This is a genomic window from Microbulbifer weihaiensis (assembly GCF_048323715.1).
In the GTDB taxonomy this organism is placed as follows: domain Bacteria; phylum Pseudomonadota; class Gammaproteobacteria; order Pseudomonadales; family Cellvibrionaceae; genus Microbulbifer.
Genome location: NZ_JBLWFL010000006.1, coordinates 463,403 through 488,352 on the forward strand (window position 1 = coordinate 463,403; position 24,950 = coordinate 488,352).

Sequence of the window (24,950 nt, forward strand, 5' to 3'; positions counted from 1 at the left end):
ATTCATGATCACGCGCATTGAAAGCACACTCCGGCGCTGGCGGCGACGTATCAGCCGCAGCGAGTGGCTTGCGCGCATGCTGAAACTTCAGATCAATGAACGGGAGCCCGATGCGCCGGCACTGGTACTAATCCAGATAGACGGCCTCGCCCGCCCCCAATTCGACAAGGCGCTCGCGGAAGGCAAGCTGCCATTTCTGAAAAAACTGATCGAGAAAGAACACTACCACCTGGATCACATGTATTCCGGTGTGCCCGCGACTACACCGGCAGTGCAGGCGGAGATCTTTTATGGCGTCAAAGCGGCCGTTCCCGCATTTGGTTTCATGTCGCAGCAGTCGCAGAAAATGCGCCGCATGTATGAGACCGAGGCCGCCAGTGAAGTGGAGCAGCGGCTCAATGAAGAGGGACACGAACCCCTGCTGAAACAGGGCAGCTGCTATGTCAGTGTGTTCCGCGCGGGGGCCGACAATGACGAGGCACACTTCTGCCCGGCGTCTGAAGGCTGGGGCAACTCACTCAAGGAAGCCGGACCGCTCGCACTGATTGCGCTTGTCCTCGCCAACCTGTGGAGCCTGGTGCGAACCGGCGGATTGCTGCTGCTGGAGCTACTGCTTTCGATCGTGGATTTTTTCCGCGGTCTGACCAATGGCCAGGACTTTGTGCGCGAACTGATGTTCATTCCCACGCGCATCGCCATCACCATCATGCTGCGCGAACTGTCCACTGTGGGCGTCAAGATCGATATCGCACGCGGCCTGCCGGTGATTTACATCAATTTCCTCGGTTACGACGAACAGGCGCACCGACGCGGACCCAGCTCCGCATTTGCCCACTGGACGCTGAAAGGGATCGACGATGCTATCGGGCGAATCTGGCGCGCCGCCCACCGGTCTTCGCGACGGCACTACGACGTGTGGATCTATTCCGATCACGGGCAGGAAGACAGTATCCCCTACGAAACGCGCTACGGCCGCCCCCTGGCAGACGCAATCAGTGAAGCGCTCAATGAACTGCCCAAGAGCCCGCGCGGCTACCGCGCCTCAGGCAGCCAGGGTATCCAGCTCCAGCGGGTAAGGCTGTTTGGCGGCCAGTGGGTACAAAAGCTGTTTCCCATCGAAGATCCGGAACGCCAGCGCCAGGGGGCCGACCCAATGGCACTCTCCGCCATGGGCCCCTTGGCGCTGTTGTATAACGTGGACTGCAACGGTGTCTCCCGGCAGGAAATTGCCCGCCGCATCGTGGAGAAATCCCACGTCCCCATGGTGCTGTACCAGGACACGGACACACCGCCACCGGCCGGTGAGCCCACCAGCATCTGCGGTTGGTGGCGCGATGGCCACTTTGAGCTGCCGCGGGATTACGAAGCCATTTTCGGAAAGGATCACCCCTTCCCACTGGAAGCTGCGGAAGATCTCGCGAATCTGTGTCGCCACCCCGATGCTGGGGATTTTGTCATCAGCGGCTGGTGCGCCGGCAGCGAAAGTATCAGTTTCGCGATCGAAAACGGAAGCCACGGTGGCGCGGGCCCCAATGAAACCCATGCTTTTGCGCTGATGCCCGGCGACATCCACTTCCCGGACAACGGCCTCGAACACTGGCGCCCAAAAGACATTCGCGATGCCGCACTCAAGTTCTTGCGCGCGCAGCCGGCAGAAAAGTTGAAATCGCCTCCTGCGATCATCGCGCTCGACACGCAAGAACCAGCCGCCCCCGAACAAACCACACCAGAATCCGCAGCAATCCCGTCAGGGGCCACTGTCAGCAAAAACCTTCGGGTGATGACCTACAACGTGCACATCTGCAATGGCATGGACGGCAAGATATCGCCTGAGCGGATCGCCCGGGTCATTGCCCGCTATGCGCCGGATGTCGTGGCACTTCAGGAGGTCGATGTCCGACGTGAGCGCACCGGCGGGATCGACCAGGCGCGACAGATCGCCCGGCTGCTCGCGATGGATTGCCACTTCCAGCCGGCCATGCACCTTGAAGATGAACTTTACGGCGACTGCATCCTGACGCAGCTGCCACTGCGGCTGGTAAAGAAAGACATTCTTCCGGGCCCCGCCAGGAACTCACGCCATTTTGGCGTCGCCGAGCCGCGCGGAGCGCTCTGGGTGGAGGTGGATGTCAACGGAACCTCTGTCCAGATATTCAACACTCACCTTGGCCTGTCCAAAGGCGAGCGCCTGCGCCAGATCGACGCACTGCTGGGGAAAGAGTGGATGGGCAATGACCACTGCGGCCGCCCACGCATACTGCTCGGCGACTTCAACGCACTGCCCGGCTCGAAGGAGATTCGCAAGGTTACCGCAGTCCTGGACGATGCCCAGGTGCAACTTGCCGGCCACAAGCCCCAGGGCACCTTCTTCAGCCGCCTGCCCAAGGTGCGTATCGACTATGTATTTGTAGACAGGGAAATCGACGTACGGGCGGTGCTCGTGCCCCGCAGCGAGCTTACCCAGCTCGCCTCGGACCACCTGCCGCTAATTGTCGATCTCAGACTGTCGCAGTAAGGGCTGTGAGCCCGCCCGAGACCGGAGTGGATGTTGGAGCCCGCCTATTGGGCAAACAGCGCTCGCACCTGCTCTTCGCGCGAAGGCTGCATACCAGCGGTGCGGCCCTCTTCAATCGCGATCTCCAGTGGCACGCCCTGTTTCGCACGGTAGATTGCCCACGCCGTGCCAACGCGGTTGCCTGATCCGCAATGAATCAGCACCGGGCCTGCCGCGGGATCTGCCAGCACGGCCTGAATACCGTTGATGACATCATCCGAAGGCACGCCTTTCGACACTGGCAAGTTCAGGTAACGCATGCCGCTGCCCTCCACCGCCACCTTTTCTTCCGCAGTACCCTCTTCCGGTGTCCGCAGGTCGATCACCGTACGAAAACCATGACCGGCAATTCGTTCGACCTGTGAAAGATCTATACTGCCTCCGGTGGCAATATTTGGGCGCAAGCGGTTGTAATTTGTCACTTCCGCCCCCACCTTATCGCCAAAGGGAACCTCGGTTTCAGGCTTCTCGCTGCCCTCGGCACGGCTGATTTGGGCCATGGAAACGAAGGCACAGAGGCATAGAAAGAACAGATATTTGGGCAATTTCATTTCGTGAACTCCATTGGATGCGCGAATTTGCACCAACATACTAATTATCGTCGAACGTTATGCCTACTTGATGGTCATACAAGCTGGCGATATGATCTCGACCAATTGAATTATCAATAGCAGGAGACGCTAATGCAGCCGCAAGTTTACACTCAGTCCCGAGCACTGGAACGCTCGGAAGCCGCGAAGGTTCTGCGTAATACCTACGCGCTTCTGGCAATGACTGTCCTCTTCAGCGCAGTCACTGCTGGAATTTCCATGGCCGTGGGCATGGGCCGCGGCATGAGCCTGATCTGCTCCCTGGGCGCACTGGCCCTGATCTGGTTCGTACTGCCCCGCACCGCCAACTCCGCTTCCGGCGTGGGCGTTGTATTTGCATTCACCGGTCTGCTGGGTGCTTCCCTCGGCCCGATGCTTAACCACTACCTCGGCCTCGCCGGCGGCGGCCAGGTGATCATGCAGGCGCTCGGCACCACAGCGCTGATCTTCTTTGCCCTGTCTGCCTACGTGCTGACCACCCGCAAAGACTTCAGCTTCATGGGCGGCTTCCTGTTTGTGGGCCTGATCGCGGTACTGGTTTGCGCCGTTGCCCTGATGATCGCCAGCTTCTTCGGCGTTTACATGCCGCTGGCAAGCGTTGCCCTGAGCGGCGTGATTGCCCTGCTGTTCTCCGGTTTCATCCTGTACGACACCAGCCGTATCGTGAACGGTGGCGAAACCAACTACATCATGGCGACCACCTCTCTGTACCTGAACATCCTGAACCTGTTCACCAGCCTGCTGCACATCTTCGGCTTCGCTTCCGACGACTGATACAGGCCGACAGCCGTTCACACAGTGCCCCGCATCGCGGGGCATTTTTATTTGCAGGCAATGAAACCATGAAGTTCACCCTCGTCATCTACGGTGCTCCGCACACCTCGGAAGGCGCCGCCAGTGCCCTCCGATTTGCACGCGCCCTGCTCGAGGCCGGCCATACCCTCTACCGGGTTTTCTTCTATGCCGACGGCATCCACAATGGCAGCGCCCTCGCAGCACCACCGCAGGACGAGCAGGATCTGCTCGGCCAGTGGCAGCAGCTGCAGCAGGCCCACCAGCTGGATCTCGTCGTGTGTATTGCCGCCGCCCAGCGGCGAGGGCTTCTGAGTGACAGTGAAGCGTCACGGCTGGAAAAACCCGCTGCCAACCTGGCCGAAGGTTTTGAGCTTGCCGGCCTGGGGCAGCTGGCCGAGGCCGGAGCCGTTAGCGACCGACTCGTGACCTTTGGAGGCTGATGACGATGAGCAAGAACACGCTCGCCCTCTGCCGGCAGGCGCCCTATGGCAATGCGCTGGCCCGGGAAGGCCTTGAAGCCGTACTGGCCGCCGCTGCAATGGATCAGGCCCCTGCGGTACTCTTTTTCGGCGACGGGGTTTTCCAGTTGCTGCAACAAAACCCGCAAGCGATCGCCGAGAAGAATTTGCGCCGCAACATCCAGGCCCTGCCGATGTTCGGAGTTGAAACCCTGCACGTATGCAAATCCAGCCTGCAAACTCGGGGCATCGCACCAGACGCCATTGCAATTCCCGGCGCAGACATCGAACTGGTGGAAGATTGCGGCAGCTTTATCCGCAACTTCGACCACGTTCTCAGTTTTTAACCAGCGAGGCCGATCTACCGCATGACCCTGCATATCGTAAGCAAATCGCCCTACTCTTCATCTGCGCTGTCGGATTGTGCGGACAGCTGCGCCGAGGGCGATGCCATCCTGCTGATCGAGGACGCCATTTACGCGGCGACAGAGGGCTATCCTGCACTGGCCGAGATTACCAGGCGTGCAGCGGTGTACTGCCTGCAATCTGACGCCGACGCCCGCGGCGTCATTGTTGGTAACAATGTCGAAGGCGTAGATGAAATGCGCTGGGTGGCGCTCTGTACTGAACACAACCCTATCGTCAGCTGGTTCAAGTAAATTTGGCGAGCAACATGAGCACAGACAAGAAGTTACACATCGCAGGCCGGGAAATCCCACTGGATAAAGAGGGATTCCTGCGCGAGCTTTCCGACTGGACCCCTGAAGTTGCCAGCGCACTGGCCCACAGCGAAGGGATCGAGCTGACCGACGCCCATTGGGAAGTATTGGAACTGCTACAGGCGTTTTACCGTGAGTTCGAGCTGTCGCCAGCGATGCGCCCACTGGTGAAATACATCACCCTGCACCTGGGATCCGACAAGGGCCGCAGTATTTATCTGATGCAGCTGTTCCCGCCAAGCCCGGCCAAGGTAGCCAGTAAAATTGCCGGCCTGCCAAAACCCACCAACTGTCTCTAGTCAGCCAGTTATTTGCCTGCCGCCAAGCCTCGCTTACCGACAAAAACACACTGCGCACATTGTCGATATATCGCCACCGGCGCCTTTCCAAATGGACTACGTTTACAGGCCTCGTTCACCAGGGCCCGGGAGTGAACTTGCGATGCGGCACTGCGTAAGGTTTACTGATACGCACGCTACCAAGATATTCATGCCACGGCTGACGCAAAGAGATCATTTATGAAGATTGGCATTCTTTCCAGAAACCGAAAACTCTATTCAACGCGTCGACTGGTTGAGGCAGCCGAATTACGGGGGCATGAGGTTCGGGTCATTGATGCCCTAAAGTGTTACATGAACATCACGGCCAATGAGCCAAACGTCTACTACCAAAAAAGTGAAGGGACGGTGGAGGCACTGCGGTTCGACGCGGTGATACCACGTATTGGCGCCAGCATTACAGCCTACGGCTGTGCCGTTCTCAGGCAGTTTGAAGTGGCCAACGTCTATTCCATTAACGAATCCATCGCCATTACGCGCTCAAGGGACAAGCTGCGCGCCCATCAGCTGCTGGCCCGCAAAGGCATTGGCCAGCCCGTCACAAGCTACGCGCATTCGGCCAAGGCGACCAATGCCATCATTGAATCTGTCGGTGGCGCCCCGCTCATTGTGAAGCTAACCCAGAGTACTCAGGGCAACGGCGTACTGCTGGCGGAGACCAAGAAAGCCGCAGAAGCACTGATCAATGCGTTTCACGGAATTGGCTCGGACTTTCTCGTTCAGGAGTTCATCAAGGAAGCAGGCGGATCCGATATCCGCTGCTTCGTGGTGGGCGGCAAGGTAATCGCCGCCATGCAGCGCAAGGCCGCGAAGGGAGAATACCGCTCTAACCTGCACCGCGGCGGTACGGCAGAAGTCATCAGGTTGACGCCGGCCGAACGCAGTCTCGCCCTCAATGCCGCCAAGGTAATGGGACTCGACCTTGCCGGTGTCGATATTTTGCGCTCGTCCCACGGCCCGCTGGTTATCGAGGTGAACTCATCACCCGGCCTCGAAGGCATCGAAACAGCCACCGGCATTGATGTCGCGGGCAAAATCATCGAGTACATCGAAAAGGACTCCAAGCTCGGCCCGAACAAGCCGGTCGGCAAAGGCTGAACAGGCTGCGCCCAGCAAGAATGGCAACGCGTGCGGCCCAGCGAATGGCGCGCGCTTAATTACTGGTTTGCACAATCACCCGGCGATTCCCCTGGTGATGGCGGTGCTCCCACAGGTAGATCCCCTGCCAGGTACCCAGCAACAGGCGGCCGTTTTCCATGGGGATGCTCAGGGAACAGGCGGTGAGCGCCGCTTTGATATGCGCGGGCATGTCGTCCGCCCCTTCGAGGGTGTGGGTGTACAGCGGGTCGTTTTCCGGTACCAGCCGGTTCAGCCAGTTCTCCAGATCCACCCGCGCGCTGGGATCCGCGTTTTCCTGTATCAACAGGCTCGCGGAGGTGTGCTGAATAAACAGGGTGCAAAGCCCACTGCCAAACAGGTTCTGACTATCCAGCCAGCTGTTCACCTGCCCGGTAAATTCGTGCAGCCCCTGGCCACGTACTACTATTTCCAGCTGGCCCAATGCCATGCGTGTATCTCCCCGGATTCCATCAAGTTCGTTCAACGCGCGGCCATATCCGCTATAATCCGCGCCCGTTTTACCACCAGTTTCCAAACTCCCGGCATTAGCATCTATGGCACTTCACCGCGTAAACACCGACGACTACCAGCAGCAACTTGACGAGAAAGTCGCCAGGCTGCAACAGGCCTATACGCCGTACACCCAGCTGGAGCCGGAGGTATTCCCCTCGCCGCCCAGCCATTACCGGCTGCGTGCGGAGTTCAAGATGTGGCAGGAAGGCGGCCGTGTGGACTACGCCATGTATCGCCAGGGCGAGTACAAAAAACCGTTCGTCATTACAGAGTTTACCGTCGGCTCCGAGCGGATCAACGAGCTGATGCCACCACTGCTGGATGCCATCAACCAGAGCGAGCTGCTGCGCAAGCGCCTGTTCTGCACCGAGTTCCTGACGACCCTGAGCGGCGATGCGCTGATCACCCTGATCTACCACAAGCCCCTCGATGAAGCCTGGGAGCAGGAAGCCCGCGCACTGCAATCTGCCCTCGGCGTGCCCATTCTCGGCCGCTCACGCAAGCAGAAGCTGGTGCTGGATCGGGACTACGTGATTGAGAAACTCGAGATCGACGGCAAGGTGTACCAGTACAAGCAGGTAGAGGGCAGCTTCACCCAGCCCAATGGCCATATCTGCCGGTCGATGATTCAGTGGGCGAAGGATTGCAGCAAAGACGCCAGCGGGGACCTGCTCGAGCTCTACTGCGGCAATGGAAATTTCACCATCCCGCTGGCGGAACACTTCGACAAGGTGCTGGCGACCGAGATTTCCAAGGTATCGGTTAACGCCGCCCAGGAAAACATTGCGGCCAACGGCGTGGACAACCTGGATATCGTGCGGCTTTCCAGTGAGGAGTTCACCCAGGCCATCGACAAGGTGCGCCCTTTCCGCCGCCTGAAGGATTTCGATCTCGACAGCTACGATTTTTCAACGGTGCTGGTGGATCCGCCGCGCGCCGGCCTGGACGCCGACACCTGCGCGATGATCGCGCGCTTCCCGCGCATCCTGTACATCTCCTGCAACCCGGAGACGCAGCTGGAAAACCTCGCGGAGCTCACCAAGACGCACAAGATCGAGCGCTTTGCGATTTTTGACCAGTTCCCTTATACGGATCACACCGAGTCCGGTGTGTTGCTGGTCAAGAAGTAGCTAGGTAGTGCTGGATCCCGGATCAAGTCCGGGATGACGAAACTCAAAGCACTCGTCATACCGGCGAAAGCCGGTATCCAGCCCTTCAGGATTCCCGGAGCACACTGCAAGTCTGCTTAGAAATTCCGCCCCAGAATCCGCTTCGCCGCATCCAGCGCAAAATCCTTGTATTCCGCTTCCACCCGCGCCATTTCTTTTTCAAACGCGAACTTTTCCTTGCGCGACAGTTTTTTCCAGTCCTCCAGAATCGGGATATGGCTGGTCTTGTCTGCCACGGTATAAAAGGCAACGAACTCTTCCTTCACCGCCTGTTCCACCTGCAGGGAATCCAGCAACACGCGGATGCGCAGTGATGCTTCCGTCAGGCCAACGCCGTCGTCCAGCAGGGTTTTCGCAATAATCTGGATACTGGTATTCACCCTGTCCCGCTGCTCTTCCGCTGCCGCTTCCAGCTCAGCCAGTTGCTGTTTCTGCCGCTTCTGCGCCTTGCGCAATTCGAGGCAGTAATAAGTGGCAACCGCAGACAGGGCCACAATCACCAGCCCGGCGATTACCAGTATCCAGACGGGAACTACAGTCATGGGACATATACCTTCAACAATGCCAGCCCGATGCTGGCAGTAACAATGGAAAACAGTGTACTCAGCGCAACAATATTGGCGGCCAGCTGGCTGTTGCCGCCAAGCGCGCGCGCCATGATAAACGATGCGGAAGCCGTGGGCGCGGCGGCCAGCAGGAACAGAATGGCCATCGACTGCGCATCGAGACCGAACAACCAGCCCGCAGCCACCAGTACCAGCGGCACTACCAAGAGTTTGAAACCACTCGCGGCGAAAGCGCCGAAAGAACTCCGGCTCAGCATACTCAGGTCAAGACTGGCACCAATGCACAGCAGTGCCAGCGGCAGTGTGACCGAGGCCAGGTAGTCGCCGGTCTGCACCACCATCTGTGGCAGAACAACCCCTGCACTCTTTGCCACCAGTGCCAGCACAATCGCCAGGATCAGCGGGTTGCTGGCAATATCTTTCGCGAGTTTTACCCAGCTGAATTTCGCCTTCTGGCTGTACACCGCAAACAGGGCCACCGCCGCCACGTTGTAAAAGATCGTGATTACCGCCATCAACAGCGCGGCCTGCGCGAGCCCCCCGGGGCCATAGGCATTCGCCGCCCACGCGAGCCCGATAATGCCCAGGTTGCCGCGAAACGCCCCCTGAATAAACGCGCTGCGGTCACCGTATTCCAGCGGGCGCGCCACCACCCAGGCCAGGGGCACGGTCAACAGGCTGCCGATCAGCCCCGCCGCCAACAGCGGCAATTCTTCGCCCAGCTGCGCATCGGAGCCGAAAATATTGAAGAACAGCAGCGCCGGTAAAGTAACCAGGAATACCAGGCGTGAGGCATCATCCACAAAGGATTCGCTCAGCAACCCGACCCGCGCCAGCCCGTACCCCACCAGAAGTGTCAGGAAAATGGGCGCGGTGACCGAGAGCGCGAAATTAAAGGTTTCCAAGGATTATTCCACCGCTTCTTCGGCGGCAAGCTCCGAATCTTCCGGCTCATCCACTGCCTCGGCGGCCGGCAGCTGGTGACTGGTATCCGCCTTGTCGCGCAGGTCAGTCGCAATCTGCTTGCGGGTTTTGGCCCCGAGCTTACGCAAGCTGTCGATACGTTTGACCACGTTGCCGCGCCCGGTAGACAGTCGCTTGCAGGTTTCCTGGTAAGCCTCGTCCGCCTGGCGCAGGCGGCTGCCCAGCGCATCCAGGGATTCCAGCACCAGAACAAACTGGTCGTGCAGCTTGCCGGCTTCCGCAGCAATCTTTTCCGCGTTCTTGTTCTGCTTTTCGTAACGCCAGATATTTTCCACGGTTCTCAGCGTGGCCATCAGGCTGGTGGGGCTGACCAGAACGATCTGGCGCTCATAGGCAAAGCGGAACAGTTCCGGATCCGCCTGCATCGCCAGCATGTAAGCGGCTTCGATCGGCACGAAGATAAAGACGAAGTCGAGGGTGCGCACGCCTTCCAGATCTTCGTAGGCTTTCTTGTTCAGGCCGGTGATGTGCGCACGCAGCGAAGTCACGTGCTGTTTGAGTGCCTGCGCCCGCTCCTCCTCGGCTTCTGCCGAGTTGTAGCGCTCGTAGTCCACCAGCGACACCTTGGAGTCGATGATCAGATCCTTGCCTTCCGGCAGGCGCACAATCACGTCGGGTTGGCGGCGACGGCCATCACTGGTGATGGTCACCTGAGTTTCGTATTCCCGCCCTTTCTGCAGACCGGACTCCTCGAGCAGCCGCTCGAGCACCACTTCACCCCAGTTGCCCTGGATTTTGCGATCGCCCTTCAGGGCGGAGGTCAGGTTCAGCGCTTCATCGCTGATGCGCTGGGTCTGTTCGCGCAGCGCCTTGATCTGCCCGAGCAGGCTGTTGCGCTCCGCGTTTTCGCGGTCGTAGACATGCTCCACACGCTTGCGGAAATCACCCAGCTGGCGCTCCAGCGGATCGAGGCTCTTGCGCAGGCTGTCTTCACTGCGGCGCACGAAGGCCTGCTGCTTTTCCTCAAAAATCCGGTTGGCCAGATTTTCAAACTGCTGGGTCATGGCCGCGCGGGTCTGCTCCAGCTGCTGGCGCTGCTCCGCCAGTGCGGCTTCCCCTTTTTCTACCAGCACCTGATAGCGGGCCAGCTGGGTGGACTTGCTCTCAAGCTCGGTACGCAGCTGCTGGATATCCAGCCCGTGCTGGGATTCGCGCTCGCGGCTGCTGGCCAGCTGGGCTGCCACCACCTGGTGCTCGGCCTGCAACGCCTGCAATTGCCGTACAATCCGGGAGCGCCCGAGCCATACCGACAGTACAACCAGCAACAGAGCCGTCAATGCGACCAATACGGTTTGCTCTAGTGTGACCTGGAGAGGAAACGCGATCATAGAAAACTCTTAAACTTATTGGGAACGGCTTGAAAACAGCCGGCGATTCAGTCGAGGGCAAAATGACCTGCCAGTCCCACCGCCGATTGCGGTATTCTTGGCCCCATTCATAGGCCCCACGACATATTCAGCGGGATTGAGGGAAGCAGGTTTTTGGTTATGCCCAATGCAAGCGGCCATTCTAACAAGGCCCCCAGCGCATTGATATTCGATTCCGGTGTCGGCGCCATCAGTATTGCGCGGGAAATTCGCCAGCAGATTCCCGCACTCACGCTGCACTTCGGCGTGGACAACGGTTTCTACCCCTACGGCACCAAGAGCGAAGAGATCCTGCGCCCGCGCATCGTCGAGCAGGCCACTGCGATGATGGCTGCGTCCGGCGCCGACATCCTGGTGGTCGGCTGCAACACCGCCAGCACCCTCGCCCTGCCGCAACTGCGCGAAGCCCTGCAAAAGCCCGTGGTGGGTGTGGTTCCGGCGGTGAAACCCGCGGCCGAGGAAACCCGCACCGGCACTATTGCCCTGATCGCCACCGAGGGCACAGTCAACCGACGCTACACCCGCGAACTGATCGAGGAATTTGCCAACGGACGTCAGGTAATCAATGTGCCCGCGCCGGAACTAGTGCGCCTTGCGGAAGCCAAGCTGCGCGGCGAGACGGTATCGGCGGCGGATCTCGAACCGGTTCTGCAGCGCATATTCCACAGCGATGGTGGCGACAAGGTGGATATCGCCGTACTCGCCTGCACCCACTTCCCCCTGTTGCGCGACGAGCTCGCACGCTTTGCCCCCCGCAGCATTCGCTGGCTGGATTCGGGCGCAGCCATCGCCCGCCGCGTGCACTGGTGGCTGGATGAATTGCACCTGCAGTTGCCAGCGCAGGCGGAACCCAGCCGACTGTTTACCAGCGCACCGGATCCCGACCGGCACATCGCACGGGCATTTGCGGAATTTTCGCCGCTTGCGCAAACCCCGGCCGAATAGCCCACCCCACTGACTTGCCTGCGCCCGACGTCCGTACGGCCAAAAACAGTCCACCAAAGACAGTTGACAGCTTCGCGACAAAACGCGACGGTAAGTCATTAAAATTGTTCCTGTTTACCTGACCTGGGCTCACCAACGCATGCTGCAACCGGCATTTCCCGCTCTCAAAATACTCGCGCAACTTCCCCCCGGCGGCCTGCTGCTGACGCCCAACAACCGTTTGCGCAACCGCTGCCAGCAGGTCTATGCCGGCACCCAGAAATCCGGCACCAACTGGCACCCACCCGCGGTGGAATCCCTGCAGGGCTGGCTCGACAAGCTCTGGTTTGACCTGCAACAGCGCGGCTGGCAGCCCGCCATGTACCGTGTGCTGAACCGGGAGCAGCGCCAGCTCCTGTGGCAGCGGGCAATTGATGAATCCCTGGATCGGCAACTGCTGAACAGCCAGCAATTGTGCCGCGATGCCGACAGCGCCCTGGCGCAGTTGCTGCAGTGGCAGCTGGTCACGGATCTCGGGCAACTGGACGAGCAGATAGAGCCACTGCTGGAGCAGTTTGCCCTGTCGTTGAGTGGCGACACCTATCCGCTGTTCGCCATGATCCGCGCGTTCCATCGCGAACTGATAGCGCACAATGCCATCACCCCGGATCAGCGGGATCAACGGCTGTTACAGGCCTTTCAGGAAGGCGCACTCCCGCGACTGCCGCGGATCGATAAAGCGGGCTTCGCACAGATATCTCCGCTGTACGACGCGCTGATTGAAAGCGCGGCGAGCCGAGTTGTGGATCACCCTTCGGCACAGAGGCAGGCCCAGATCGCATTCGCCCCCTGCCAGAACCTGGAAGAAGAGTTGTACCAGGCCGCGCGCTGGGCGGCACAGAAACTCGAGCAGGACACCCAGGCCAGCGTCGGCATTGTGGTCAACAACCTCGGCCAGTGCCGCGCCCAGGTTGAGGCCGTGTTCGCGCGGGTACTGGAACCGCAATTCCTGGATCCGGCACAACCCCGCTACACCCTGCCGTTCAACTTTTCCGCAGGTATACCGCTGGCACAAACGCCAGTGGGCAGTACCGCATTGCTACTGCTCGACCTGCTGAACGAAGAGTGGGATTACTCCCAGCTGCGCAACCTGCTGTTCAGCCCCTTCTGGGGCACCAGCGAGGAACTCTGGCTTCGCACCGCCCTGTTCCGGCGTCTGCAAAAACTCGAGCTGCGCCGCGTAACCGGCGACCAGTTGCGTATGTGGGCCGAGCGCATTACTGCGGACCTGAAACTGGAAGAGCCCCAGCTCCCGCGCCAGCTGGAAAAAGTCGGCGACCTGCAGCGGCGCTGGCAAAAAGCCCCGGCCGAAGTCTGGGCCGCGCGCTTCTCGGAAGTGTTGGCCGCGCTGGGCTGGCCCGGCGACCGCAACCCGGACAGCCAGGAATACCAGCAGCTGATGCAATGGGAGGGCGCACTGGAAGCGCTCGCGAGCCTTTCCGGATTCGGCCCCAGCCTGACCAGAACCCAGGCTTTGCAGCAACTGCGCCAGATTGCCAGCCGCACGCCGTTCCAGGCGGAAACCCGCGATGGCCCGGTGCAGATTCTCGGCGTGCTCGAAGCCGGCGGACTGGCGTTCGACCACCTGCGCCTGGTGGGCTTCGGCCAGCAGCAGTGGCCCACCGCCCCCGCGCCGAATCCGCTGTTGCCGATCCTGTGGCAAAAGCACTGGAAAATGCCCCGCGCCAGCGCCGAGCGCGAACTGGAGCTGGCACGGGAGCTGACCGAAGACCTGCTCAACGCCAGCAGCGATATCGTGGTCAGCTTCGCCAGCGAGGAAGATGGCGTGCACCAGGGCGTAAGCAGCCTGTTCGGTGTGCACGAAACCACGCCCTCCATCGGCAGTGATGCACTGGTCGACCACAGCCGGCAACTTGCCGACGCCACCGCGCTGGAAAAGGTCGCCGACACCCACGTGCCGCCCATGCAGCCGGCGGATTGCGAACAGGTTCGCGGCGGCGCCTCGGTACTGAAGGCCCAGGCCCAGTGCCCGTTCAATGCACAGTTGCGCTACCGTCTCGGCGCCAGCGGTTTTATGGCACCGGACATCGGTCTCAGCCCCGCCGAGCGCGGCAACCTGGTGCACCAGGTTCTGGCGGAGTTCTGGGAGGCGTGTACGGATTCAGACCATCTGCGCAACCTCGACGAAGCCGAGCGCGAGCACATCATCGAAAACGCAATCACCAGTGCCCTGCGCAGCGCGCGCAAAAAACACGCGCATCTGCCGCTAGGTTTCTGGACCATGGAGCAACAGCGCCTGCAGCGTTTAATGGTGCAGTGGCTGGACCTGGAAGCCCAGCGCCCCGGGTTCAAAGTGGAAAAAATTGAATGGGAACAGCGGGTAGAGATTAACGGGCTCAAATTCAGCCTGCGCCTCGACCGGCTCGATCAGCTCGCCAACGGCGAGCACCTGGTGATCGACTACAAAACCGGCCAGCCCAGCATCAACGACTGGCTGCAGACACGGATCCGCGAACCGCAGCTGCCACTCTACGCGCTGTTCCAGCCGGATGCGCGCGCCATTGCCTTTGGCCAGGTGCGCGTAAGCGACTGCAAGTGGCGCGGCTGCGGCGAACTGGAACAAGCCATCGATGGCATCAAGGCCGTGGCCGACACCCAGAAAGATTCCCCCTGTACCACCTGGCAGGATCTGACCGATCACTGGCACCAGGGGCTGGAATTACTCGCCGGCGAATACCGCAACGGCGTGGCCACACTGCAGTTTGACCGCAAGCAGGACAACGACAATCAAAACGAACTCTGGCCGCTGAACCGCTGGCCGGAACGCGCGCAGGCAGCACAATGACAATGGCAGTATCCCCCGTCACTTCCGGCCAACCCATCGACGCCGATGCGCGCGCCCGCGCGCTGGACATTACCCGGAGTTTCGCCGTGTCGGCGCCCGCCGGCTCCGGCAAAACCGGCCTGCTCACCCAGCGCGTACTGAAACTGCTGGCCAGCTGCCAGCAGCCGGAAGAAGTCCTGGCAATCACCTTTACCCGTAAGGCCGCGGGCGAAATGCGCGAGCGCCTGATCGACGCCCTGCAAACCGCACGCGATACCGAGCGCCCTGAAAACCCCCACGATGCCATTACCTGGGATCTCGCCCGACAACTGCTCGCGCGGGACAGCGAACTGAACTGGCAGCTGCTGCAGATGCCGCAGCGCCTGCGCATCCAGACCATCGATGGCTTGTGCCGCAGCCTCGCCAGCCAGCTGCCGATCGAAAGCGGCCTCGGCGCCCCGGGCGAGCCGCTGGAGCAAACCCGGGTCGCGTTTGAAATGGCCGTGGTCAACCTGCTTAAAAGTCTCGAAGGCGAAAACCCGGACACCGCGCTGCAGCAATTATTACTGCATCTGGACAACGATCTCGGCCAGCTCAACAAACTGCTGCAGATCCTGCTGGAGAAACGCGACCAGTGGCTGGGCCCGCTGTTAAGCGTGGGCCACGAAGGCGCGCAGGATTATTTCCACTTCGCCATCGATGAACTGGTGTCGGAAAACCTCGCTGCCCTGGCCGCGCAACTGAAAGTCTATGCTGGTGAACTGGTGGAGCTGGCGAGCTACGCCGGCAAAAACCTGCGCCGCGACAAACCCGAACACCCGCTCTGTGCCTGTGCCGAACTGGATGCACTGCCGGCCGCCGACAACAGCGCCCTGCCCCTGTGGCTGGCACTGACCGAACTGCTGGTAACCGGCACCGGCGGGCTGCGCAAAGCGGTCGACAAACGCGTGGGCTTCCCGGCAGTCGACAAGAAAGATCCGGAAACCGCGCTGGCCGATGAATACAAAGCCCGCATCAAGGCGCTGCTCGGCGAGCTGAGCGGCAACGACACCCTGCTCGCCGCCATCAACGAAGTGCGCAAGCTGCCGTCCGGACTGCAGGCAAGCCAGTGGGAATTACTGCAGGCACTGGCGCAGGTGTTGCCAAAACTGGTAGCGCAACTCAAGGTGGTGTTCCAGCAATTGAGTGCCACCGACTATACCGAGGTGGCCCAGGCGGCACTGATTGCACTGGGCACCAGCGACGCGCCGACCGACCTGGCGCTCAAGCTGGATCTGCAGACGCGCCACATTCTGGTCGACGAGTTCCAGGACACCTCGCAGATGCAATTGCAGCTGCTGGAGAAACTTACCGCCGGCTGGGAGCCCAATGACGGCCGCACCCTGTTCATCGTCGGCGACGGCATGCAGTCCTGCTACGGCTTCCGCAATGCCAACGTGGGAATTTTCCTCGATGCGCGTGCGCGCGGCATCGGCCACGACGACAACCGCGTGCCTCTGGAAGCCCTCGACCTGCAAGTGAATTTCCGCTCCGAAGGCGCGGTGGTGGACTGGGTGAACGACACATTCCAGAAGGCCTTCCCACCTGTCGACAATATCAGTCGCGGCGCGGTGCGCTACCTGCAATCCCACGCGTTCAAGGGCAGCAAGTGGCCGGCACCGGCGGTGAACTTTTACGGCTGCGTCAACGACGACACCCGCGACCTCGAAGCGGAACAGGCCGTCGCCCTGGTAAATGAACTGCGTGCGAAAGATCCGGATGGCCGCGTCGCCATCCTGGTGCGCAAGAAAAAACACCTGGGCCGGGTTTTGCCTGCACTGAGTGCCGCGGGCATTCCTTTCCAGGCTCCGGATCTGGCCCCACTGGCCAGCAAAATGGTGGTACTGGACCTGCTCAGCCTCACCCGCGCACTGCTCGACCCCAGCGACCGCATCAGCTGGCTGTCGCTGTTGCGCGCACCCTGGTGCGGACTGGAACTGCCGGATCTTTACACCATTGCCAACTGGGGCAATGGCGATGAACAGCAACAGCGCGCACCCACGGATACCAGCGCCCGCCCGCTGCTGATGGCCCTGCAGGAAGCCGAGCAGATCCCGCTCAGCGAAGACGGCCGCGCGCGCCTGCTGCGCACCGCAGCGCCGGTTCTGCAGGCCTGGCAACAGCGCGGCCGTAAACCCCTGCGCGCGTGGATCGAAGGCCTGTGGCTGAGCCTCGGCGGCCCCGCCAGCGTCGCGTACAAGGGCGACCTCGACAACGTACAGGACTTCTTCCAGCTGCTGGAAAAGTACGATACCGGCAGCACCATCAGCGACTGGGCACAGTTCTACCACGCACTGGAACAGCTGTTCGCGCGCCCGGGCCAGGACGCCAGCGTGCAGGTGATGACGATTCACAAATCCAAGGGACTGGAATTCGAGCACGTGCTGATTCCCGGCCTGGATCAGGGTGGCAAGCCTGGCGGCGACCAGCTGTTACGCTGGACCGAATGGCTCAACAGCGAAGGCGAAAGCCGCTTTATGCTCGCGCCGAAAAGCGCGCGCGGCGACAGTGACCCGCTGTTTGATTACCTCAAACACGACAACAGCGAGCGTGAGCGCCTCGAGGGCACGCGCCTGCTTTACGTAGGCTGCACCCGCGCCATCCGCTCACTGCACCTGCTCGCCTGCGTATCCCGGGATGAAAAGAAAGGCACCCTGAAAGCGCCAGGCTCCGCCGCCCTGCTCGCCAGCATCTGGCCCACCATCACCAAACACGAACACAGTGACTGGTGCCACTGGCCGGAAGCCGCGGAAGCCGGCGAGGAATCCGCAACTTCACGGGCCGACCACGATTACCTGCTGCGCCTGCCACTCAGCTGGCAGGTTCCCGCACTGCCTCAGCAGGACTGGCTCGCGCGTTACCGCATGGAGGATTACAAGCGAGCGGAATCCGAAACCGAAGAACCCAACCTGCCGGAAATGGGCCAGGTCGCCCAGCGCTGGCTGCGCCACGCCGGCACTGTGGCCCATGAATCCCTGGCGACTCTGTCGGAATCATCCGACTGGCAAGACAAGTCGCCGGTGCAACTGGCCGAATCCCTGCGCCCGCTGTGGCAGCTGCGCCTGAGCCAGCTGGGCCTGTTCGGCCCGCGCCTGCAGGACGGCGTGGAGAAAGTGGAACAGGTGCTGCTGGCAACCCTGAACTGCAAACACGGACGCTGGATTCTCGATGCCGGCCACAAAGACGCCGCTTCGGAACTCGAACTGCACAGTGACGGGCGCCAGCTGAAACGCTCCATCATCGACCGCACATTTATCGACACCGACGGTACCCGCTGGATCATTGATTACAAGACTGCGGAGCCTGCCACCGGTGAAGACCTACAGCAGTTTGTCGAGAGCCAGCTGGAGCAATACAGCAAACAGCTCGAGCGCTACCGCAAGCTGTTCTATCAGCGCGGCGAAAAAAATGTGCGCTGTGCGCTCTATTTCCCGCTGCTGCAACAGCTGGTGGAACTTCCCCTGCTCTGAAATCTGCCCCGCTACTGGCGGGCCGGCAATCGCCGGCCCGCTCAAGCTCAAGCAATTTGGGTGCCAACGGTTTGGGTAGGTGTATCCGCCAATCCCTCGAAGCATCCGCTCTTGCGAATGAAAAATCCTCCATATCGCCAATTTAAAGGATCAGAATTTCTCTTTGCGAAAAATCCCAAACCCTCTATTGGTTACAAATGAAACACTAGCCCTGCCTCGCGCCACTGGTTAGGATAAGTCACCCACTCGGGTACACCCCGGGGGCAAAGATGACGAAACCAAACAAATTACAAAAGCAAAATACGATTTAACCAACTAGTGACGTAAACATGACCATGCAGCAGTTTGACGACCTGAACGTCGTCTCCCAGGATATTCTGATCACGCCGGATGCGCTGAAAACGGAACTGCCCGTCAGCGAGGCTGCAGAAGCTTCCGTAGCCGCCGGTCGCGCCGCCGTGCGCGATATTCTCGACCGCAAAGACCACCGCCTGATGGTGGTGATCGGCCCTTGCTCGGTACACGACGTAGACGCAGCCATCGACTATGCCAACCGACTCAAGGCCGTTGCGGACAAGGTCTCCGACACCCTGCTGATCGTCATGCGCGTCTATTTTGAAAAGCCCCGCACCACCGTGGGCTGGAAAGGCCTGATCAACGATCCGCACCTGGACGATTCGTTCAAGATCGAAGACGGCCTGCACATCGGCCGCAAGCTGCTGCTGGACATCGCCGAACTCGGCCTGCCCACCGCCACCGAAGCGCTCGACCCGATCTCCCCGCAGTACCTGCAGGACCTGATCTCCTGGTCCGCCATCGGCGCCCGTACCACCGAATCCCAGACCCACCGGGAAATGGCCAGCGGCCTCTCCTCCGCGGTCGGCTTCAAAAACGGTACGGATGGCAGCCTGGAAGTGGCGATCAACGCCCTGCAGTCCACCGCCAACCCGCATCGCTTCCTCGGCATCAACAAGGAAGGCCAGGTTGCCATCATCCACACCGCCGGCAACAAATACGGCCACGTAGTACTGCGCGGTGGCAATGAAAAGCCCAACTACGATTCCGTCAGTGTTGCCGTGTGCGAACAGGAACTGACCCAGGCCGGCCTGGTGCCGAACATCATGGTCGACTGCAGCCACGCCAATTCGAACAAAAACCACGAACTGCAGCCGCTGGTGGTGGACAACGTCACCCACCAGATCCTGGACGGCAACAAATCCATCATCGGCATCATGGTGGAAAGTAACCTGAAAGCCGGCAACCAGAAAATTTCCAGCGACCGCAGCGAGATGGAATACGGCGTTTCAGTAACCGACAAGTGCATCGACTGGGAAACCACCGAGCGCCTGCTGCTGGGTATGGCAGAACAACTGCGCGCGCCGCTGAAAGCCCGCATGGGCTGATAGAGCTCCTCCCGCAGCACCAAAAAGGCCAGCTAAGCTGGCCTTTTTTTCACCACTCCAACCGAAAACAATACTGTCCATAACTCAAACTACGGTACTCTGTGGCAACTCTATTAAGTGGTATTAAAGGGCCATTGAGCGCGAACCTTTGTTCGCCACATCGGCGCCTATAAAATCTAATCCATATAGTTTCTGCTTTGGCATTCCCATGGCATCCATGGGTAATGGCCGCCATGAATGAATTCGAAGGAATACTTTTCTTATGAAAGGAAGCTGTTTGTGTGGGCAAATCCAGTACCGAGTAGAAAAACTGGATAGCGCCATTCAACACTGCGCCTGCAAAACGTGCAGAAAGGCGCACTCTGCTGCTTTTAATACCGCCGCGGCCGTTTTGAAAGGAAATTTCAGCTGGGAGTGCGGCGAAGATAAACTCTCCGGCTTTGAATCTTCACCCGGGAAAGTAAGGTACTTTTGCTCAAACTGTGGGTCACAGCTGATTGCCGAGAAAGAAGGAAGCCCCTACTACGTGCTTCGCGTGGCAACGCTGGATGACGACCCAGGTATCAAACCTGAGTTTGGGATCTGGTATTCCCATGAAGTTCCCTGGCTGGAGAACAGCGAGGATATCCCCAGATATCAAGAGTGGCAGCCGGGCCGATAACCTATCTGCCACATCGTGAAAAACGATACTCGATACACAGGCCTTATGGAAAAGCATGAGCTTATCAACTCAAATAGAAAGAACCCTTAAAAAGAACAAAATTAGCTTCACTGGTTCTTTCAGAGACACCACACCTGAAAGCGGTCTTCTAGAAATATTCAAGAATGTTACACCGGAGCGGACATTACAAATTGATGTTGAATGCATCGATACGCCAGAGTGCTACATTGATGTACTTGAGTCTCATGCCGCAATTACACGTGGGGAATTTAGCCCAAACAACATCACCGTCGAAGGGGAAATAGGTTCAACCATAGTTCTGTCATTCGATGATGCAGATAAAAAATACACGTTAAAGATAGAACAGAATGGTTCTCCCTGGATATCGGAAGGCTTTTACGAGGGAATCAACCGGCATTTAGACAAAAGCAGGAAGTCTTCCTACCTTGACCTACCAACAATGGATCAGGGAATTGCTGTAGTCTACCTACCGCACAAAGTTGCCAAAACTATTACAAAGCAGTTCATGGGCCCAAGAACGACAGATGAAGTGATCAACTTCATTCAACAAGGGGGGTGCCCATCGAAAATCAATTGGCGCTATACAAGCACAAAAATCATTGATGGATATAGCTCTTCCGGTGAAACCATAGCCACCGCGCTACTGAAAAGTGACCTGCCTGATTATCTTGGCGTCTACAGCAGCGGCTATTCTTATGTAGAAGGGGTTTTTGAGACGTTCACCGAGAGCACCCCAGTCAATATGTTGTTGCAGAACAGTTCCGGCGAAACCCCGTATAAATTAAGCAGGAATCACAAATCAAGCGCTCTGAGAAAGCATCTCGAATTTATCTGCCATGCCAAAACCATTTCACTGGAAGACGCCCTAGCTCCAGGGCTGGGCTGCTTTGCTTTCGACGATACAATTCAAGCCATCATAAAAAAAACAAAGCCCCAGTTAGAATCAATGCATTTTGACGAAGATGCGTACGGCGGTTACCTCTCCTTCTCGCCACAAGAAGACTTCATCCGCGGCGAAAACCAAGCCATCCTGTCGTTAAACCGCGACAATGAAGGCAATATAGAAAGCTATAAGCTGTTCATTCAGGAAGCCGGAAGCCCGGGAAAGACCATCTTTGAAGAATTTCCATTAGACGAGACAGATACAATAGCGGAGTTGCTGTCAAAGTTCTGTAAAGGTGAACTTTGGGTTAATTGAGAATAGATAGCCATCAAGCCCAATAGCTCCCGACTAAGCGATATCACGATAGTCCTTTGAATATGGAATTAAAAATAGTTTCTGCGGGTGACGCCACTCAACTGTCACAGTTCTACACAGACAACCAGGAGCACCTACGTCCCTGGGAGCCCCGCAGAGACGAGGGCTATCACACGGTAGAAGCCTGGGAACAGCGCCTGGCGGAATACCGTACGGCCAGAAAAAATGGCTCTTCCGTCCATTTCATTGCCAGCGAGCCTGACCAAACAGAAATCATCGCAACCTGCTCGCTTACCAACATCGTGCGAGGCCCATTCCTGGCATGCCATATGGGATATGCGGTATCACACAAATATGAAGGGAAAGGCTATATGAAAGCGCTCTGCACGCACGTTATCGATTACGCGTTTAACGAGCTGTGCCTGAATCGTATTATGGCCAACTATATGCCGAGCAATCACCGATCCGCCGCCCTGCTTGAAAGCCTGGGCTTCCAAAAAGAGGGAGAAGCCAGACGCTACCTGAAAATTAATGGCGCCTGGGAAGATCATATTTTGACTTCACTCCTCAGCCCGGAAAGCACCCAATAGCGCACTACCACCATGGCACAGCGGCGTCCGCTACGAAGTCTTCTTGCCAGCAGGCCGCCTGCCTGCCTTCTTCGCCAGGAAGATCGTGTGCCGAGCACCCTTCCCCGGCCGCTCACGCACCATCTTGACCTCAACCCGAAAGCCCGCCTTCTTCAGGCGGTGAACATAGGTTGTATCAGGGCTGGCCGACCAGACCGCCAAGACACCGTCCGGAGTCAGACTTTTGTAGATCGCACTGGTGCCATCCACGGAATACAGCCAGTTGTTGTCACTATGCGTGAGCCCCTCCGGGCCGTTATCGACATCCAGCAGCACCGCGTCGTAGGCACTGCTGTGGTCCAGCAGCAGCTCGCCCACATCACCGATATGCACCACCACGCGGCGGTCATCCAGTGGCCGCCCGGCACACTCACCCAGCGGGCCGCGGTTCCATTCCACCACCTCGGGAATCAGGTCGGCGACGATCACCTCGGCGGAGGACGGCACGGCGTCGAGCGCCGCCGCCAGCGTATAGCCCATGCCCATACCACCCACCACAACACGGGCATTCTTGTGGTGCTTCAGGTGGGCACAGCCCAGTACCGACAGCTGTTGCTCGCTGTTGAAGGCGCGGCTGTTCATCAGCTCGCCGCGCACGCCGGACAGGCTGATGGAGAACTCCTGGTCGCGCTGGCGCAGCTTGAGCGTGCCGCCGTCGTTGGGAATCTGGGCAGTTCCGAGTTCAATCCAGGGTTTCATGGGGGCTGGCTCGCTGTGGGGCATGCCTGAGGCATGGTGAATGGCCGCGCAATGTACCATACGTTGGTCAGCAGCGCTGGTGACGTTAAAATGTCCGCAGCCCGCCTACTATGGCGGCCCCAATCCCCTCCCCTACAACCGTATCCCTTCGAGAGAGCCATGAACCGCAGGAAGAAAGTCAACCAGATACTGAAGAAGAAGGCCAAGAAGGCGAACGACAAGCTCAACCCCAAGAGCAAACCGCGCTATGTGTCCAAAGCCGAGCGGGCCAAACTGGAGCAGGAACAGCCGCAAGCACAGGAAACTGAGCAGCAATAGCCGACCCTTACCAAGGGTAAGCAACGAGTATACCGGGTCGGCAATGCCGGCCTTTTTTATATACAATTTGCGCCTTAACAGAAGTAACAATAATTGAAAGAAGTCTGCAATGGGTACGAACAAAAATAACTCACCATTCACAAGAGCCGAAGAAAACGGCAACGTGTGGCTGGCTCAACATTCTGCGCAAAACCTGGACCTCACTGATCACGGCATTACCCCCACCGTACTCGAAACCGAGGCGGATGTTGGTCAGGCAATGCTCAATGAGCTGTACGAGACTGCCGCCGCAAAAAATGGCGATATCAATATCGCCCTCCTCGGCGGCCGCGGTGCCCAGGCACTGCATCGCCTGCTGGGCGAACTGGCCAGAACCTCCGAGCAGGACGAATTACTCGGCCGCCTGAACGTATTCACCCAAGATGCCCTGGCTCCCATGAGCATGGGCAACTGTTTCAGTTTTGTGCGGGACTTCGAGCGTATCCTCGGCCCGGACTTTTTCCGCAAGATCAAAAGCTTTACTCCCATGCAGACGGATACCGTTGACCTGGAAGCCGGGCTGATCGCGTACCTGAACAAACTGGAATCACTCGGCGGTCTGGATATCTTCTTCATCGGCCACGGCCCTGAAGCCAACCAGGCCTCCCACCTCGCCTATATCAAGCCCTTCTCCGGAGCCCAGAGCAGCCATGTGGCCGGGGTAATCCCGATTTCCAGCAGTATCCTCGAGCACCATATCAGCAAGTTCAAAGCTGGTGGCAGCGCGGTCAATGAACAGGATGAAGCCGAATGCCGCGCAGCCCAATACATTCTCACCCTGGGCCCGGCGGCGATTTTGCAGGCGAAGAAAGTTGTGCAATCCGTAGTCGATGCCGATACCGCCCCGGCGAAAGTTCAGAGTTATGCGAATGTGCTCAATACCCGTTTAAGTACCGACCGTGAGGAGTTACTGGAGCAACTGAATGCCAACCCAGGGTTGTGGATCAGGCTGCATGCCAACACCAAATCATTTGTTTTGCCTAATCTAGGGCTGTAGTTTGAAGGTTACACGTTCAGAAGGACGGCATTGCCGGCCTTTGTCATATCTGGACGGTGAAAGAACAACGTACATACAGCCATAAGGCTAACGTCATCCTTCAGTACATCGATCACCTTGCCTTATATCGCCGCTTATCGTTCATTTTCCAGGCTTACACCGATATATCAGCCGGCTGATCTTGGCTACTTTGCGATCAAATCATGCCCTTTTCAGCAGCCTGCGGCTTGTGTGCATTGAGCCGAATACGTTAACTTACTGATTTCCAGAGAGTTTGGGGGAAACAAAAAGGCCAATAGAGGAAGAAGAAAAAAAGCCATACGCTTCTTTTGTTTCGGGTGCAAAATAAATACGCCCGCCTAAATATCTGACATATAAGGATATTTGTTTTTATGTGAATTCTGGCGCCAGGGAACACAAGCCAGGTGAACAAAGGCCTATGGCGTATGAATAAAACTGTTAAGGCAAGTAAACATGAATAAAGGCTTGTGCCATATATGTGATCGTCGGATTCAGAACACTGGATTTGATAGAT

23 protein-coding genes are annotated in these 24,950 nt (G+C 58.6%); 17 read left to right on the plus strand and 6 right to left on the minus strand.

Translation table 11 applies throughout. From position 1 onward, the window contains the following. The first annotated feature begins 4 nt into the window (after positions 1-4). Complete coding sequence (locus ACNKU7_RS10120) at positions 5-2,515, plus strand: endonuclease/exonuclease/phosphatase family protein (protein ID WP_418296849.1); 2,511 nt, start codon at positions 5-7, stop codon at positions 2,513-2,515. Between the two features lie 44 nt (positions 2,516-2,559). Here the strand turns inward: ACNKU7_RS10120 and ACNKU7_RS10125 are convergent, their stop codons facing one another. Next, entirely contained in the window at positions 2,560-3,105 is a 546-nt protein-coding gene (locus ACNKU7_RS10125; protein ID WP_418296850.1) for a protein tyrosine phosphatase family protein, read from the minus strand. A 132-nt stretch (positions 3,106-3,237) separates the two neighbouring features. On the opposite strand from ACNKU7_RS10125, the gene ACNKU7_RS10130 reads away from it, so the two are divergent. From ACNKU7_RS10130 to rimK, 6 genes are all read left to right on the plus strand, one after another. After that, positions 3,238-3,918: a Bax inhibitor-1/YccA family protein gene (locus ACNKU7_RS10130; protein WP_418296851.1), complete on the plus strand. Its 681-nt coding sequence runs from the start codon at positions 3,238-3,240 to the stop codon at positions 3,916-3,918. A 68-nt stretch (positions 3,919-3,986) separates the two neighbouring features. After that, positions 3,987-4,379, plus strand: a complete 393-nt coding sequence (tusD, locus tag ACNKU7_RS10135) for a sulfurtransferase complex subunit TusD (protein WP_418296852.1) — start codon at positions 3,987-3,989, stop codon at positions 4,377-4,379. 5 nt (positions 4,380-4,384) lie between these two features. Beyond that, positions 4,385-4,744, plus strand: a complete 360-nt coding sequence (tusC, locus tag ACNKU7_RS10140; RefSeq protein WP_418296853.1) for a sulfurtransferase complex subunit TusC — start codon at positions 4,385-4,387, stop codon at positions 4,742-4,744. Between the two features lie 21 nt (positions 4,745-4,765). Next, the gene (tusB, locus tag ACNKU7_RS10145) at positions 4,766-5,056 is read left to right on the plus strand and encodes a sulfurtransferase complex subunit TusB (protein ID WP_418296854.1); all 291 of its coding nucleotides are present in this window, start codon (positions 4,766-4,768) and stop codon (positions 5,054-5,056) included. 14 nt (positions 5,057-5,070) lie between these two features. Then, positions 5,071-5,415 carry a TusE/DsrC/DsvC family sulfur relay protein gene (locus tag ACNKU7_RS10150; RefSeq protein ID WP_418296855.1) on the plus strand — a complete coding sequence of 115 codons (345 nt, stop codon included), beginning with the start codon at positions 5,071-5,073 and terminating at the stop codon, positions 5,413-5,415. A gap of 219 nt (positions 5,416-5,634) precedes the next feature. Next, positions 5,635-6,552: a 30S ribosomal protein S6--L-glutamate ligase gene (gene rimK, locus ACNKU7_RS10155; RefSeq protein WP_418296856.1), complete on the plus strand. Its 918-nt coding sequence runs from the start codon at positions 5,635-5,637 to the stop codon at positions 6,550-6,552. A 55-nt stretch (positions 6,553-6,607) separates the two neighbouring features. Here the strand turns inward: rimK and ACNKU7_RS10160 are convergent, their stop codons facing one another. Then, positions 6,608-7,021 (minus strand): secondary thiamine-phosphate synthase enzyme YjbQ, encoded by a 414-nt coding sequence (locus ACNKU7_RS10160; protein ID WP_418296857.1) that lies wholly within the window; start codon positions 7,019-7,021, stop codon positions 6,608-6,610. A 106-nt stretch (positions 7,022-7,127) separates the two neighbouring features. On the opposite strand from ACNKU7_RS10160, the gene trmA reads away from it, so the two are divergent. Then, on the plus strand, positions 7,128-8,216 hold the full coding sequence (trmA, locus tag ACNKU7_RS10165; protein ID WP_418296858.1) for a tRNA (uridine(54)-C5)-methyltransferase TrmA: 1,089 nt from the start codon (positions 7,128-7,130) through the stop codon (positions 8,214-8,216). Positions 8,217-8,332: 116 nt separating this feature from the next. On the opposite strand, the gene ACNKU7_RS10170 is transcribed toward trmA, so the two are convergent. The 3 genes from ACNKU7_RS10170 to ACNKU7_RS10180 are packed head-to-tail and all read right to left on the minus strand — an operon-like array spanning position 8,333 to position 11,133. Further along, positions 8,333-8,797: a DUF2489 domain-containing protein gene (locus ACNKU7_RS10170; RefSeq protein WP_418296859.1), complete on the minus strand. Its 465-nt coding sequence runs from the start codon at positions 8,795-8,797 to the stop codon at positions 8,333-8,335. Beyond that, positions 8,794-9,726 carry an AEC family transporter gene (locus ACNKU7_RS10175; protein WP_418296860.1) on the minus strand — a complete coding sequence of 311 codons (933 nt, stop codon included), beginning with the start codon at positions 9,724-9,726 and terminating at the stop codon, positions 8,794-8,796. The genes ACNKU7_RS10170 and ACNKU7_RS10175 overlap by 4 nt, the downstream gene beginning before the upstream one ends. 3 nt (positions 9,727-9,729) lie before the next feature. Beyond that, a complete protein-coding gene (locus ACNKU7_RS10180; RefSeq protein ID WP_418296861.1) occupies positions 9,730-11,133 on the minus strand; it encodes a DNA recombination protein RmuC in 1,404 nt (467 codons plus the stop codon). 159 nt (positions 11,134-11,292) lie between these two features. Between ACNKU7_RS10180 and murI the strand changes: the two genes are divergently transcribed. The 7 genes from murI (at position 11,293) to ACNKU7_RS10215 (ending at position 22,323) form a co-directional block, all read left to right on the plus strand. Beyond that, on the plus strand, positions 11,293-12,117 hold the full coding sequence (murI, locus tag ACNKU7_RS10185; protein ID WP_418296862.1) for a glutamate racemase: 825 nt from the start codon (positions 11,293-11,295) through the stop codon (positions 12,115-12,117). A gap of 139 nt (positions 12,118-12,256) precedes the next feature. Next, positions 12,257-14,962: a PD-(D/E)XK nuclease family protein gene (locus tag ACNKU7_RS10190; RefSeq protein ID WP_418296863.1), complete on the plus strand. Its 2,706-nt coding sequence runs from the start codon at positions 12,257-12,259 to the stop codon at positions 14,960-14,962. A gap of 2 nt (positions 14,963-14,964) precedes the next feature. Then, on the plus strand, positions 14,965-18,450 hold the full coding sequence (locus ACNKU7_RS10195; protein ID WP_418296864.1) for a UvrD-helicase domain-containing protein: 3,486 nt from the start codon (positions 14,965-14,967) through the stop codon (positions 18,448-18,450). A gap of 335 nt (positions 18,451-18,785) precedes the next feature. Then, positions 18,786-19,853 carry a 3-deoxy-7-phosphoheptulonate synthase gene (locus ACNKU7_RS10200; RefSeq protein WP_418296882.1) on the plus strand — a complete coding sequence of 356 codons (1,068 nt, stop codon included), beginning with the start codon at positions 18,786-18,788 and terminating at the stop codon, positions 19,851-19,853. A 262-nt stretch (positions 19,854-20,115) separates the two neighbouring features. Next, the gene (locus ACNKU7_RS10205; RefSeq protein ID WP_418296865.1) at positions 20,116-20,514 is read left to right on the plus strand and encodes a GFA family protein; all 399 of its coding nucleotides are present in this window, start codon (positions 20,116-20,118) and stop codon (positions 20,512-20,514) included. A 55-nt stretch (positions 20,515-20,569) separates the two neighbouring features. After that, a complete protein-coding gene (locus ACNKU7_RS10210; protein WP_418296866.1) occupies positions 20,570-21,733 on the plus strand; it encodes a hypothetical protein in 1,164 nt (387 codons plus the stop codon). A gap of 62 nt (positions 21,734-21,795) precedes the next feature. Then, positions 21,796-22,323 carry a GNAT family N-acetyltransferase gene (locus ACNKU7_RS10215; RefSeq protein ID WP_418296883.1) on the plus strand — a complete coding sequence of 176 codons (528 nt, stop codon included), beginning with the start codon at positions 21,796-21,798 and terminating at the stop codon, positions 22,321-22,323. A gap of 30 nt (positions 22,324-22,353) precedes the next feature. Here the strand turns inward: ACNKU7_RS10215 and ACNKU7_RS10220 are convergent, their stop codons facing one another. Beyond that, positions 22,354-23,061 carry a spermine/spermidine synthase domain-containing protein gene (locus ACNKU7_RS10220; protein ID WP_418296867.1) on the minus strand — a complete coding sequence of 236 codons (708 nt, stop codon included), beginning with the start codon at positions 23,059-23,061 and terminating at the stop codon, positions 22,354-22,356. A gap of 159 nt (positions 23,062-23,220) precedes the next feature. Here ACNKU7_RS10220 and ACNKU7_RS10225 point away from each other — a divergent pair, with 159 nt between their 5' ends. After that, positions 23,221-23,379, plus strand: coding sequence for a DUF2986 domain-containing protein (locus ACNKU7_RS10225; RefSeq protein WP_418296868.1), 159 nt, complete (start codon positions 23,221-23,223; stop codon positions 23,377-23,379). Positions 23,380-23,488: 109 nt separating this feature from the next. Beyond that, positions 23,489-24,415, plus strand: a complete 927-nt coding sequence (locus tag ACNKU7_RS10230; protein WP_418296869.1) for a hypothetical protein — start codon at positions 23,489-23,491, stop codon at positions 24,413-24,415. Positions 24,416-24,950: the final 535 nt, after the last annotated feature.

Bases quoted from the DNA above. Each gene is read 5' to 3' on its own strand.
- ACNKU7_RS10120 (WP_418296849.1), top strand. From the start codon at position 5: ATGATCACGCGCATTGAAAGCACACTCCGGCGCTGGCGGCGACGTATC.
- ACNKU7_RS10125 (WP_418296850.1), bottom strand. From the start codon at position 3,105: ATGAAATTGCCCAAATATCTGTTCTTTCTATGCCTCTGTGCCTTCGTT.
- ACNKU7_RS10130 (WP_418296851.1), top strand. From the start codon at position 3,238: ATGCAGCCGCAAGTTTACACTCAGTCCCGAGCACTGGAACGCTCGGAA.
- tusD (WP_418296852.1), top strand. From the start codon at position 3,987: ATGAAGTTCACCCTCGTCATCTACGGTGCTCCGCACACCTCGGAAGGC.
- tusC (WP_418296853.1), top strand. From the start codon at position 4,385: ATGAGCAAGAACACGCTCGCCCTCTGCCGGCAGGCGCCCTATGGCAAT.
- tusB (WP_418296854.1), top strand. From the start codon at position 4,766: ATGACCCTGCATATCGTAAGCAAATCGCCCTACTCTTCATCTGCGCTG.
- ACNKU7_RS10150 (WP_418296855.1), top strand. From the start codon at position 5,071: ATGAGCACAGACAAGAAGTTACACATCGCAGGCCGGGAAATCCCACTG.
- rimK (WP_418296856.1), top strand. From the start codon at position 5,635: ATGAAGATTGGCATTCTTTCCAGAAACCGAAAACTCTATTCAACGCGT.
- ACNKU7_RS10160 (WP_418296857.1), bottom strand. From the start codon at position 7,021: ATGGCATTGGGCCAGCTGGAAATAGTAGTACGTGGCCAGGGGCTGCAC.
- trmA (WP_418296858.1), top strand. From the start codon at position 7,128: ATGGCACTTCACCGCGTAAACACCGACGACTACCAGCAGCAACTTGAC.
- ACNKU7_RS10170 (WP_418296859.1), bottom strand. From the start codon at position 8,797: ATGACTGTAGTTCCCGTCTGGATACTGGTAATCGCCGGGCTGGTGATT.
- ACNKU7_RS10180 (WP_418296861.1), bottom strand. From the start codon at position 11,133: ATGATCGCGTTTCCTCTCCAGGTCACACTAGAGCAAACCGTATTGGTC.
- murI (WP_418296862.1), top strand. From the start codon at position 11,293: ATGCCCAATGCAAGCGGCCATTCTAACAAGGCCCCCAGCGCATTGATA.
- ACNKU7_RS10190 (WP_418296863.1), top strand. From the start codon at position 12,257: ATGCTGCAACCGGCATTTCCCGCTCTCAAAATACTCGCGCAACTTCCC.
- ACNKU7_RS10195 (WP_418296864.1), top strand. From the start codon at position 14,965: ATGGCAGTATCCCCCGTCACTTCCGGCCAACCCATCGACGCCGATGCG.
- ACNKU7_RS10200 (WP_418296882.1), top strand. From the start codon at position 18,786: ATGCAGCAGTTTGACGACCTGAACGTCGTCTCCCAGGATATTCTGATC.
- ACNKU7_RS10205 (WP_418296865.1), top strand. From the start codon at position 20,116: ATGAAAGGAAGCTGTTTGTGTGGGCAAATCCAGTACCGAGTAGAAAAA.
- ACNKU7_RS10210 (WP_418296866.1), top strand. From the start codon at position 20,570: ATGAGCTTATCAACTCAAATAGAAAGAACCCTTAAAAAGAACAAAATT.
- ACNKU7_RS10215 (WP_418296883.1), top strand. From the start codon at position 21,796: ATGGAATTAAAAATAGTTTCTGCGGGTGACGCCACTCAACTGTCACAG.
- ACNKU7_RS10220 (WP_418296867.1), bottom strand. From the start codon at position 23,061: ATGAAACCCTGGATTGAACTCGGAACTGCCCAGATTCCCAACGACGGC.
- ACNKU7_RS10225 (WP_418296868.1), top strand. From the start codon at position 23,221: ATGAACCGCAGGAAGAAAGTCAACCAGATACTGAAGAAGAAGGCCAAG.
- ACNKU7_RS10230 (WP_418296869.1), top strand. From the start codon at position 23,489: ATGGGTACGAACAAAAATAACTCACCATTCACAAGAGCCGAAGAAAAC.